The organism is Streptomyces sp. NPDC090022 (genome assembly GCF_044748145.1).
Lineage (GTDB): Bacteria > Actinomycetota > Actinomycetes > Streptomycetales > Streptomycetaceae > Streptomyces.
In genome coordinates this window covers 42,529-54,618 of record NZ_JBIVFN010000003.1, presented here as the reverse complement: position 1 = coordinate 54,618, position 12,090 = coordinate 42,529, and the positions used below count along the sequence as shown (strand labels likewise).

At 74.4% G+C, this 12,090-nt stretch carries 8 protein-coding genes; 6 read left to right on the top strand and 2 right to left on the bottom strand.

The genetic code is table 11. The features are described 5' to 3' along the window. Nucleotides 1-30: 30 nt before the first annotated feature. Both ACIPXB_RS07940 and ACIPXB_RS07935 read left to right on the top strand, forming a co-directional pair. Nucleotides 31-708: an HAD family hydrolase gene (locus tag ACIPXB_RS07940; RefSeq protein WP_401445962.1), complete on the top strand. Its 678-nt coding sequence runs from the start codon at nucleotides 31-33 to the stop codon at nucleotides 706-708. A 100-nt stretch (nucleotides 709-808) separates the two neighbouring features. Further along, nucleotides 809-1,903, top strand: a complete 1,095-nt coding sequence (locus ACIPXB_RS07935) for an NAD(P)-binding domain-containing protein (protein ID WP_401445960.1) — start codon at nucleotides 809-811, stop codon at nucleotides 1,901-1,903. Here the strand turns inward: ACIPXB_RS07935 and mltG are convergent. Continuing rightward, complete coding sequence (mltG, locus tag ACIPXB_RS07930; protein WP_401445957.1) at nucleotides 1,900-2,739, bottom strand: endolytic transglycosylase MltG; 840 nt, start codon at nucleotides 2,737-2,739, stop codon at nucleotides 1,900-1,902. The genes ACIPXB_RS07935 and mltG overlap by 4 nt on opposite strands. A gap of 63 nt (nucleotides 2,740-2,802) precedes the next feature. Further along, a complete protein-coding gene (locus ACIPXB_RS07925) occupies nucleotides 2,803-4,629 on the bottom strand; it encodes an ABC transporter ATP-binding protein (protein ID WP_401445955.1) in 1,827 nt (608 codons plus the stop codon). A gap of 94 nt (nucleotides 4,630-4,723) precedes the next feature. Between ACIPXB_RS07925 and ACIPXB_RS07920 the strand changes: the two genes are divergently transcribed. The 4 genes from ACIPXB_RS07920 (at nucleotide 4,724) to ACIPXB_RS07905 (ending at nucleotide 12,037) form a co-directional block, all read left to right on the top strand. Next, complete coding sequence (locus ACIPXB_RS07920) at nucleotides 4,724-5,284, top strand: MarR family winged helix-turn-helix transcriptional regulator (protein WP_401445952.1); 561 nt, start codon at nucleotides 4,724-4,726, stop codon at nucleotides 5,282-5,284. Nucleotides 5,285-5,306: 22 nt separating this feature from the next. Beyond that, entirely contained in the window at nucleotides 5,307-8,249 is a 2,943-nt protein-coding gene (locus tag ACIPXB_RS07915) for an FAD-binding and (Fe-S)-binding domain-containing protein (protein ID WP_401445949.1), read from the top strand. A 114-nt stretch (nucleotides 8,250-8,363) separates the two neighbouring features. Continuing rightward, complete coding sequence (locus ACIPXB_RS07910; RefSeq protein WP_401445948.1) at nucleotides 8,364-10,259, top strand: ABC transporter transmembrane domain-containing protein; 1,896 nt, start codon at nucleotides 8,364-8,366, stop codon at nucleotides 10,257-10,259. Continuing rightward, entirely contained in the window at nucleotides 10,256-12,037 is a 1,782-nt protein-coding gene (locus tag ACIPXB_RS07905) for an ABC transporter ATP-binding protein (protein ID WP_401445946.1), read from the top strand. The genes ACIPXB_RS07910 and ACIPXB_RS07905 overlap by 4 nt, the downstream gene beginning before the upstream one ends. Nucleotides 12,038-12,090: the final 53 nt, after the last annotated feature.

The following is a 12,090-nucleotide window of genomic DNA, read 5'->3' as shown; positions in this document are numbered from 1 at the left end:
GCACACAAGCGGCAGAACGGGCATAAACGGATGATCTCCGTCATATTCGATCTCGACGGCACCCTCGTGGACAGCGAACCGAACTACTACGAGTCGGGGCGCCGCACCCTTGAGCGCCATGGCGTTCCCGACTTCACCTGGGAGCAGCACAGCGCGTTCATCGGCATCGGCACCCGGGAGACGCTGGGGATCCTGCGGGAGCGGTACGGCATCCCGGCACCGTTGGCGCAGCTGCTCGCCGAGCAGAACGCGGCGTACCTGGAGCTGGCGCGCACCGGGACCGAGGCCTACCCGCAGATGCGCACGTTCGCGGAACGACTGCACGGCGAGGGCGTTCCGATGGCGGTGGCCTCCGGGTCCTCGCGCGAGGCCATCGACGCGGTGCTGGCCGGAACGGGCCTGGACACTCTGCTGACCACGGCGGTCTCCGCGGAGGAGGTGGCCCGGGGCAAGCCCGCCCCGGACGTCTTCCTGGAGGCGGCGCGCAGGCTGGGCGCGGACCCGGCGGACTGCGTGGTCGTCGAGGACGCGGCGCCGGGTGTCCGGGCGGCGCACGCGGCCGGGATGGAGTGCCTGGCGGTCCCGTACGCGGCGGCGGCCTCCGACGACCCGGCGTTCTCGACGGCCGGACTGCTCTTCCGCGGCGGACCTCGGGAATTCAGCGCGGAGACCGCCTACGAGTGGCTGAGCGAGCACCGGGCGGCCTGACGGCGGGCGGGCGGCGGGCGGGCGCCGGCGGCCTCGCGGCCGCGGGCGGCGGGCGGCTGCACCGGGGAAGATCCCGCCCGCCGCACGAGTTGGTAGAATCGTGAACGATTTCGTGCGGAACGTGGACGTGGACGTGGTCGTCGTCGGCGCGGGGCAGGCCGGCCTGTCCGCCGCCTACCACCTGCGGCGGACGGGGCTGTCGCCCGGCCGGGACTTCGTGGTGGTCGACCACGCGCCGGCGCCGGGCGGGGCCTGGCAGTTCCGCTGGCCGACGCTCACGTACGGCGCGGTGCACGGGATGCACGCGCTGCCGGGCATGGAGCCGGCCGGGGCCGACCCCGCGCTGCCGTCCGCCGAGGTGATCGGCGCGTACTTCACGGCGTACGAGGAGGCCTTCGGCCTCGGGGTGCTGCGGCCGGTGGACGTGAGCGCGGTCCGCGAGGGCGAGGGGGGCCGGCTGCTGGTCGAGTCCTCCGCCGGGGCCTTCGGCGCGCGGGCGCTGATCAATGCCACCGGCACCTGGGACCGGCCGTTCTGGCCGCGCTACCCGGGGCAGGAGACCTTCCGCGGCCGTCAGCTGCACACGGCGACCTACCGGGGCCCCGCGGAGTTCGCGGGCGCCCGGGTGATCGTGGTGGGCGGCGGCACCTCGGGGGTGCAGCACCTGCTGGAGATCGCCGAAGTGGCGGAGCGGACCACCTGGGTGACGCGGCGGCCCCCGGTGTTCCGGGAGGGCCCGTTCGGCGAGGCCGAAGGACGGGCCGCGGTGGCGCTGGTCGACGAACGGGTGCGCCGGGGACTGCCGCCGCGGAGCGTGGTGAGTGTGACCGGGCTGGCGCTGACCGATGCGGTCCGGGCCGGCCGGGAGTCGGGGGTGCTGGCGCCCCGGCCGGCGTTCGAGCGGATCACGCCGGACGGCGCGGTGTGGGCCGACGGGTCGGCCGTGGCCGCGGACGTCATCCTGTGGGCCACCGGCTTCCGGGCCGCCGTCGACCACCTGGCCCCGCTGCGGCTGCGCGAGCCGGGCGGCGGTATCCGGGTCGAGGGCACCCGGGCGGTGCGCGACGAGCGGGTGCACCTGGTGGGGTACGGGCCGTCGGCGAGCACGATCGGGGCCAACCGCGCGGGCGGCGCGGCCGTCCGCGAGATCCGCCGTCTGCTCTCCCGCGCACCGTCGCCGACTCCGGCCCGCTAGGTCCGGCGGGAGGCGGCGCGCAGGGCGTTGAACTCGGCCACGTGGCGCCGGTGCTCCTCGTACGTGGCCGAGAAACGGGTGTCCCCGGGTTTGACGGTGACGAAGAACAGCCAGTCCCCCGGGGTGGGCGCGACCGCCGCCGCCAGGGCCGCGAGGCCCGGGTTGGCGATCGGGGTCGGCGGCAGGCCCTGGCGGGCGTAGGTGTTGAAGGGGCTGTCGATGCGGGTGTCGCTCAGGGTGGTGTCCACGGTGTGACGGTTCAGGGCGTAGTTGATCGTGGAGTCCATCTGCAGCGGCATCGACCGCGCCAGCCGGTTGTGCACCACCCGCGCGACCTTGCCCATGTCGGCGGGGGTCTCGGCCTCCGCCTGGATGATGCTGGCCAGCGTGGCCGTCTGGTAGGGCGTCATACCGTGCGTGCGGCCGCCGCCGGCGACCGGCTTGGTGGCGAGCTTCTGGTGGGCGGTGCGCACCATGTGCGCCAGCAGCTGGTCCGGGGTGGTCGTCGAGGTCACCGGGTACGCCGCCGGGAACAGGAAGCCCTCCGGGTTGCCCTTCGCCTCCGCGGGCAGCGCGGGCCCGGCCGCGGCGGCCGCCGCCTTCGTGGTGCCGGGCGGCACCTTGAGCTCGCGGTCCACGGCGGCGTAGACCTGGGAGGCGCGCCAGCCCTCGGGGATCAGCAGCAGGCGCGGCTTCTCGGGTCCGGGCGCGGCACCGCGCAGCAGCGGGACCAGGGCCGCCGCCCCGATCGCGAGCAGCGTGCCGAGGAGGATCGCCAGCCGGCCGCGGCGGGTGAGCCGGGTCCGGCGCCGTGGCGGCCGGTTCTCATGACGCATGCCGGCACACTAACCCGGCAAACGCCGCATCCCGGGCATCACACCCGTACGACCGTCATACGGTCACACTTTCACCGGCGCGAGTTCGGCGTCCCGGCGCACCAGGGCGGCGTACCGGCCGTCGGCCGCCAGCAGCTCCTCGTGGGTGCCGCGCTCGGCGATCCGGCCGGAGTCGAGGACCACGATCTGGTCGGCGTCGCGGACGGTGGACAGCCGGTGCGCGATGGTGATGGTGGTGCGGCCCTCGGAGAGGGCGTCGATGGCCTGCTGCACGGCGTGCTCGGTGCGGGTGTCCAGGGCGCTGGTCGCCTCGTCCAGGATCAGCACCGGCGGGTCGCGCAGGATGGTGCGGGCGATGGCCAGCCGCTGTTTCTCGCCGCCGGAGAAACGGTAGCCGCGCTCGCCGACCAGCGTGTCGTACCCGTCGGGCAGCGAGGCGATGTGGTCGTGGATCTGGGCCGCGCGGGCCGCCTCGGCGATCTCCTCGTCGGTGGCGTCCGGCTTGGCGAAGCGGAGGTTGTCGGCGACGGAGGCGTGGAAGAGGTAGGTCTCCTGGGAGACCACGCCGATGGAGCGCGCGAGGGTGTCGAAGTCGAGGTCGCGCACGTCCACCCCGTCGAGGGTGACACGGCCGCCGGTGACGTCGTACAGCCGCGGCACCAGGTAGCTGAGGGTGCTCTTGCCGGAGCCGGTCGGGCCGACCACGGCGAGCGAGCCGCCGGCCGGCACGGTGATGTCGATCCCCGCGAGGGCCTGGCCGCCCGCGGTGTCGTACGCGAAGTCCACGTCCTCCAGCCGGACCTCGCCCCTGGCCCGCTCCAGGCTCACCGGGTCCGCGGGCTCGGCGATCTCCACCGGCAGGTCGAGGTACTCGAAGATGCGGGCGAACAGCGCGAGCGAGGTCTGGATCTCCACCCCGGTCGACAGCAGGCTCACCGCGGGCCGCAGCAGGCCCTGCTGGAGGGTGACGAAGGCGACGAGCGTGCCGACGGACAGCGAGGGGGCGCCCGCCTGGAGGGCGAGGCCCGCGGCCCAGTAGATCAGGGCCGGCATGGCGGCCATGACGATGCCTATCGTCGACATCTTCCAGCGCCCGGCCATGCTGGAGCGCACCTCGAGGCCGACGAGCTTCTCCGACTCCTCGGCGAAGGACCGCGTCAGCGAGTCGGCGCGGCCCATGGTGCGGCCCAGCAGGATGCCGCTGACCGACAGCGACTCGGTGACCGTCGCCGCCATCGCGGCCATCTGCTTCTGCCGCTGCGTGGTGATCCGCTTGCGCTCGTTGCCCACGCGCCGGCTGATCCACACGAAGACCGGGAGCAGGAGCAGCGAGACGAGGGTCAGGCGCCAGTCGAGGGCGAGCATCGCGACGATGGAGGCGAGCACCGCGGTGACGTTGGAGACCAGCGAGGTCGCGGTCGAGGTGACGGTGGCCTGCATGCCGCCGATGTCGTTGGCGATGCGGGACTGGACCTCACCGGTGCGGGTGCGCGTGAAGAAGGCCAGCGGCATCCGCTGGAGCTGGGCGTAGACGCCGGTCCGCAGGTCGTGCATCACGCGCTGGCCGACGGTGGTGGAGATCAGGGTCTGGAGCACGCCGAAGACGCTGGTGACGACGGCGGTCGCGATCATGCCGAGCGCGAGCAGGCTGAGCAGCCCGGTGCGGCCCTCGGGGATGGCGGTGTCGAGGATCTCCTTGAGCAGGAACGGCGAGGCGACGCCGACCAGCGAGGAGGCGCCGACCAGGACGCCGACCACGGCGAGCCGGCCCCGGTAGGGGCGGAAGAGGCGCATGATGCGCCGCAGCTCGCGCGGCTGGTCGGCGGGGGCCGGGCGGCTGGGGTCGAGGGGACGCTGCGAGGGGGTCCAGTCGGGTTGATCGGGGCGCATGGGCTCCTTCTCGGGCCGGGAACTGCTGACTCCGGGAGCGTAGCTCATTGTTACCTATACTCACAATGAACTTCGTCCTGATAGTGTTCCCGCCATGAGCACCGCTTCCGACACCGACGGCACCGAAATCACCGGGAGTGCCGAATCCGGCGCGGGTCCCGGGTCCGGCGAGAGTGCCGAATCCGGCGAGAGCACCGACAGCGGCGAGAGCAGTGACAGCGGCGGGACCACCGACGCCGCCGAGCAGCTCCTGCGGCTCACGCGCCGGCTCCACCGGGTCCAGAAGCGCCATCTGGAACCCCTGGGCATCACCCCCGCCCAGTCCCGGCTGCTGCGCGCGGTCGCGGGCCACGGCCCCGGGGAGCCTCCCCGGATGGCCGATCTCGCGGCCCGCCTCGAGGTCGTGCCCCGCGCCGTGACCACGCTGGTGGACGGCCTGGAGGCGGCCGGCTGCGTACGCCGCGTGCCCGACCCGGCCAACCGCCGCGTCACCCGGATCGAGCTCACCGACACCGGCCGCGCCACGCTGGGCCGGCTGCGCAACGCGCGCAAGCGGGCCGCGGAGGAGATCCTGGCCCCACTGACCGCCGATCAGCGCGAGGTGCTCGGCGGACTGCTGGGCGCCCTGTCCCCGGGACCGGGGCGCCGCTGCTGACGATCTAGCCCAGGGGGCGCGCATGCCGCTGCTGGAACCGGAGCCGGGAGCCCTGCGGCCACGATCGGTGCGCGGCCCCGCCCCCGACCGGGTGCCCGAACGCCTGGCCGGCGGCACCCCCGCGGCGCTGCGCGCCGAGCTCGGCGAGCTGCTGGGCGCCGAGAAGGTCCTGGGCGACGTCTCCGACCTGGTCCGCTACGCCTCCGACGCCTCCCCCTACCGGTTCGTGCCCCAGGTCGTGGTGGTCGCCGAGGACATCGACGACGTGTCCGCCGTCCTGTCCTACGCCCACGGCCGGGGGCGCGAGGTGGTCTTCCGCGCGGCGGGCACCTCCCTCAACGGCCAGGCGCAGGGCGAGGACGTGCTGGTCGACGTACGCCGGCACTGGGCCGGGATCGAGGTGCTGGAGGAGGGCCGCCGGGCCCGGATCCGCCCCGGTACGACCGTGCAGCGCGCCAACGCCGCGCTCGCCCGGTACGGCCGGGTGCTGGGCCCCGACCCGGCCAGCGCCATCGCCTGCACCCTGGGCGGGGTGGTCGCCAACAACGCCTCGGGCATGACCGCGGGAACCACCAGGAACGCCTACCGCACGCTGTCCTCCCTGACCTTCGTGCTGCCCGGCGGCACGGTCGTGGACACCGCCGACCCGCTGGCCGACGAGGAACTGGCGCGCGCCGAACCGGCGCTGTGCCGCGGGCTGCTGGACATCAAGCGGGAGATCGAGGCCGATCCGGAGCTGGTGGCCCGGATCCGTGCCAAGTACACGATCAAGAACACGACCGGCTACCGGCTCGACGCCTACCTCGACGGCACCACCCCGGTGGAGATCCTGCGCGGGCTGATGGTCGGATCCGAGGGCACCCTCGGCTTCATCTCCGAGGTGGTCTTCGACACCCTGCCGCTGGATCGCGAACGCACCAGCGCCCTGCTCTTCTTCCCCTCCCTGCCCGCGGCGGCCGCCGCCGTACCGCGTTTCAACGACGCGGGCGCCATCGCCGTGGAGCTGATGGACGGCAACACCCTGCGCGCGGCGGTCGGCGTCGAGGGCGTACCGGCCGACTGGGCCCGTCTGCCCAAGGACACCACGGCGCTGCTGGTGGAGTTCCGGGCGCCGGACGCGGCGGGCCGGGCCGCCGACGAGCGGCGCGCGGCCGCGGCGCTGGCCGGACTGGAGCTGGTCGCCCCGGTCGCCTCCGTCACCAACACCTTCACCGGCGACGCGCGCACCATCGCCGGCTACTGGAAGGCCCGCAAGGCCTTCGTCACCGCCGTGGGCGGGGCCCGCGCCCCCGGGACGACGCTGATCACCGAGGACTTCGCGGTGCCGCCGGCCCGGCTGGCCGAGGCCTGCGAGGCGCTGCTGGCCCTCCAGGCCGCGCACGGTTTCGACGCGGCCGTCGCCGGCCACGCCGCGCATGGCAACCTGCACTTCCTGCTCGCCTTCGACGCCGCCGAGCCGGCCGACGTCGAGCGGTACGCGGCCTTCATGGACGCCTTCTGCCGGCTGACCGTGGAGCGCTTCGACGGCTCGCTGAAGGCCGAGCACTCCACCGGACGCAACATCGCCCCGTTCCTGGAGCTGGAGTGGGGACCCCGGGCCACCGAACTGATGTGGCGCACCAAACGCGTCGTCGACCCCGACGGGGTGCTCGCGCCGCGGATCCTGCTCGACCGCGACCCGCGGGCACACCTGCGCGGGCTGAAGACCATTCCCCGGGTCGAGGCGATCGGCGACCCGTGCATCGAGTGCGGCTTCTGCGAACCCACCTGCCCGAGCAAGGACCTGACGACCACGCCGCGCCAGCGGATCGTGCTGCGCCGCGAGATGCTGCGCCAGCCGCCCGGCTCCCCCGTCCTCGACGGACTGCTGGAGGCGTACGGCTACGACGCGGTGGACACCTGCGCGGCCGACTCCACGTGCAAGCTCGCCTGCCCGGTCGGCATCGACACCGGCGCGCTGATGAAGGAGTTCCGAGGCCTTCGGCACGGGCCTCGCGAGGAGCGGGCCGCTGAGCTGGCGGCGCGGCACTTCGGGGCCGTGGAGGGCGCGGCGCGGCTGGCCGTGGCCGCCGCCGGGAAGATCACCGACCTGGTCGGGGACGCACCGCTGACCGCCGCGACCGCCGCCGCGCGCCGGGCCGTGGCTCCCGGCCTGCTCCCCCGGTGGCTGCCGTCGCTGCCGGGCGCGGCGGCCCGTACGCTGCCCGCCACCCGGCGGACGGGGGCGGCGGCCGTGTACTACCCGGCGTGCGTCAACCGGGTCTTCGGCGGTCCGTCCCCATCGCCCGAGGGCGTGCTGCCGCTGCCCGAGGCGGTGGTCGCGGTGTCGGCGCGGGCGGGCCGCCCGGTGTGGATCCCCCGGGACGTGCGGGGCACGTGCTGCGCGACGATCTGGCAGTCCAAGGGGTATGCCGCCGGGAACCGCGTGATGGCCAACCGGATCGTGGAGGCCGCCTGGGGCTGGACGGCCGGCGGGCGGCTGCCGCTGGTCGTCGACGCCTCCTCCTGCACGCTGGGGGTCGCCCGCGAGGTGGTGCCGTACCTGACCGACGACAACCGGGCGCTGCACGCGGAACTGACGGTCGTGGACAGCGTGGTCTGGGCCGCCGAGGAGCTGCTGCCGCACCTGGAGGTGCGGCGCACGACCGGCTCGGCGGTGCTCCATCCGACCTGTTCCATGCGCCATCTGGGTGCGGAGGCGCAGCTGCGCGCGGTGGCCGGGGCCTGCGCCGCGGAGGTGGTGGTTCCGGACGATGCGGGATGCTGCGCCTTCGCGGGCGACCGGGGCCTGCTGCATCCGGAACTGACCGCGTCGGCGACCGGGCGGGAAGCGGCGGAAGTGACGGCGCGGGCCCATGACGTGCATCTGTCGGCCAACCGGATGTGCGAGGTGGGCATGGAGGCGGCCACCGGCCGCCGCTACCACTCGGCCCTCGTGGAACTGGAGTGGGCCACCCGGCCGTGAGGGGCCGGAGATCTGTCCGGTCCCCCTCTTGACCGATGGAAAATCGATTGCCCGCGCCGGTCCGGGACGGCGAACCTTGCACGGTCGGGACCATTCACCGAGCCCTGGGGCGTCATGCAGATCAGCGATCTTCCGTATCCGGATCCGGGGGTGCCCGATGTCCGTTCCGGGCCCCGGTTCCTGCTCTGGCTCGGGCTGGGCCAGCTCGGCGGACAGCTCAGGAGCCTGGGCTGGGGGCTGCTGCACTTCTGCGGGGTGGCCGGACTGCCGTACGCGGTGGGTCTGGGCGTGGAGGCGGTCGTCGACCGTGACGGGAACCGGCTGCTGCTGGTGGGCGCGCTGCTGGTGCTGACCGGCGCGGCCATCGCGCTCGGCGACTCGATGCTGCACCGCACGGCCGTCACGAACTGGATCACCGCCGCCGCGCGCGTGCAGCAGCTGCTGGCCCGCAAGACCGCCGAGCTGGGGTCCGCCCTGACCCGGCGGGTCGCGGCCGGTGAGGTGGTCGCGGTCTCCACCGGTGATGTGGAGAAGATCGGCTGGTTCGTCGAGGCCGTGTCCCGGTTCCTCGCGGCCGCCCTCTCCGTGGTGCTGATCTGTGTGGGCCTGCTGTTCTACGCGCCCGCGCTCGGCGTGGTCGTCGCGATCGGCGTGCCGGTGCTGGCCCTGGCCGTGCTGCCGCTGCTGCCCCGTGCCACCCGGCGCGCCGACGTCCAGCGGGAGAAGGCGGGCCGGGCCACCGAACTGGCCGCCGACACGGTGGCGGGGCTTCGGGTGCTGCGCGGCATCGGCGGCGAGGAACTGTTCCTGGGCCGCTACCGCGAGGCCTCGCAGGAGGTCCGCGCGGCCGCCGTGCGCAGCGCGCGGATGTGGGCGCTGATCGCGGCGGTCCAGGTGGTGCTGCCGGGCGCGCTCATGATCACGGTGGTCTGGTACGGGTCCGTGCTCGTCCAGGACGGGCGGATCACGGTCGGTGAACTGGTCGCGGTGTTCAGCGCGGTGGCCACGATGCTCTACCCGCTGCGGCACTTCGAGGAGATCGCCATGGCGTACTCCTTCTCGCGGCCGTCGGCCAAACGGGCGGCGCGGGTGCTGTCGCTGACGCGTTCGAACCCGGCGGGCACGGACGGGGCGGGCGGGACCGACGGAACGGCTCGCGTCACGGCCCGGCCCCCGACCCAAGCCCAGGCCCAGGCTCCGGAGGCGGGCGGTGACCTGTACGACCCGGAGACCGGGCTGCTGGCACCGGCCGGTGTGCTCACCGCCGTGGTGTGCGGCGACCCGGACCTGGCGGGACGGCTGGCCGAACGCCTCGGCGGGCACCCGGCGGACGCCGCCGACAGCCCGTCGGCACTGCTGGGCGGGGTCGCGCTGGACGAGCTGACGCTGGACGAGGCGCGCACGCTGGTCCTCGTCCAGGACAAGGACCCGGTGCTGCTCTCCGGCGCCCTGCGCGAGCTGCTCGACGTACCGGCCTCCGGGCAGGTGGAGCCCGGCGCGGCGCTGGCCGCGGCCCGGTGCGGGGACGTGCTGGACGCGCTGCTGCAGTCCGCTCCCGACGGGACGGAGGACGCCATGGACGCGCGGATCACCGAGCGCGGCCGGTCGCTGTCCGGTGGCCAGCGCCAGCGGCTCGCGCTCGCGCGGTCGCTGGTGACCGACCCGGAGGTGCTGGTGCTGGACGAGCCGACCTCGGCGGTCGACTCGCACACCGAGGCGCGGATCGCCGAGGGCGTGGCGGCGCTGCGCGAGGGGCGCACCACCGTGGTGCTGGCCTCGTCGCCGCTGCTGCTGGACCGTGCCGACCGGGTCGTCCTGATCCACGAGGGCCGGGTCGCGGCGGTCGGTACGCACCGCGAACTGCTGCACGCCGAGCCGCGCTACCGGGCCGTGGTGACCCGGGAGACGGACGAGGAGCAGGAGCGGGCGCGCCGGGAAGGGGCGCCGCTGGCCGCGCTCGAGGAAGAACTGCTCGAAGAAGAACTGACGGAGATCGAGGAGTCCGCATGATCGGCGTGGCGCCACCGGAACACGATCCGGCGGCACCCGAGACGGCCGCCACCCTGCCCGTGGGCACGACGGCGACCGTACGGGGCTATGTGCGCGGGCTGCTGCGGCGGCACCGGCGGGCGTTCGTGCTGCTGGTGACGGTCAACGCGGTCGCGGTGACCGCGTCCATGGTCGGCCCGTACCTGCTGGGCGGGGTCGTGGACGACCTCGCGGCGGGCGCCCGCGAGCTGCACCTGGGCCGGGTGGCACTGGCGTTCGCGGTGGCCCTCGCCGTCCAGACGGCGTTCGTCCGGCTGGTCCGGCTGCGCGGGGCGATGCTCGGCGAGCGGATGCTGGCCGATCTGCGCGAGGACTTCCTGGTGCGGTCGGTGGGACTGCCGCCGGGCGTGCTGGAGCGGGCCGGTACCGGTGACCTGCTCTCCCGGATCACCACCGACATCGACCGGCTGGCCAACGCGATGCGCGAGGCCGTGCCGCAGCTGGCGATCGGCGTGGTGTGGGTGAGCCTGCTGTTCACCGCGCTGGCCGTGACCGCGCCGCCGCTGGCCCTGGCCGCGCTGGTGGCACTGCCGGTCCTGATCATCGGCTGCCGCTGGTACTTCCGGCGGGCGCCCTCGGCCTACCGCTCGGAGGCGGCCGGGTACGCGGCGGTCGCGTCGGCGCTGACGGAGACGGTGGACGCGGGCCGCACGGTCGAGGCGCACCGCCTCGGGCAGCGCCGGATCGCGCTGTCGGAGCGGCGCATCAAGGAGTGGACTGCGTGGGAGCGGTACACGTTGTTCCTGCGGTGCGTGCTGTTCCCCGTCGTCAACGTCACGTACGTGACCATCCTCGGCGCGGTTCTGATGATCGGCGGATACTGCGTGCTGCGGGGTTGGCTGTCGGTGGGGCAGCTGACCACGGGGGCGCTGCTCGCGCAGATGATGGTGGACCCGATCGGGCTGATCCTGCGCTGGTACGACGAGCTGCAGATCGCCCAGGTGTCACTCGCCCGCCTGGTGGGCGTGCGCGACATCGAGCCCGACGCGGGGGACGCCACCGTCGCCCCGGACGGGCGCGACGTCCGGGCGGACGAGGTCCGCTTCGGCTACCGCGAGGGCGTGGACGTACTGCACCAGGTGTCGCTGTCGGTGCCGCCGGGCACCCGGATGGCCCTGGTCGGGCCGTCGGGCGCCGGCAAGTCCACGCTGGGCCGGCTGCTGGCGGGCATCTACGCACCGCGGGCGGGCGAGGTCACGCTCGGCGGGGCACGGCTGTCACGGATGCCGGCCGAGCGGGTACGCACGCACGTGGCGCTGGTCAACCAGGAACACCACGTGTTCGTGGGATCCCTGCGGGACAACCTGCGGCTGGCCCGTACGGGCGCCGAGGACGCCGAACTGTGGGCGGCGCTGGGCGCGGTGGACGCGGACGGCTGGGCGCGGGCCCTGAAGGACGGCCTGGACACCGAGGTCGGTTCGGGCGGTACGGCGCTGACGCCGGCCCAGGCCCAGCAGATCGCGCTGGCCCGGCTGGTGCTGGCCGATCCGCACACGCTCGTCCTGGACGAGGCGACCTCGCTGCTGGACCCGCGCGCGGCCCGGCATCTGGAGCGCTCACTGGCCCGGGTACTGGACGGCCGCACGGTCGTGGCGATCGCCCACCGCCTGCACACGGCGCACGACGCGGACGTCATCGCGGTGGTCGAGGCGGGCCGGATCAGCGAACTGGGCTCCCACGACCAGCTGGTCGCGGCGGACGGCGCGTACGCCGCCCTGTGGCGCTCCTGGCACGGCTGACCCACCCGGCCCCGGTACCCGCGCCCCTGCCCGGGGGCACGGGTACCGGGGCG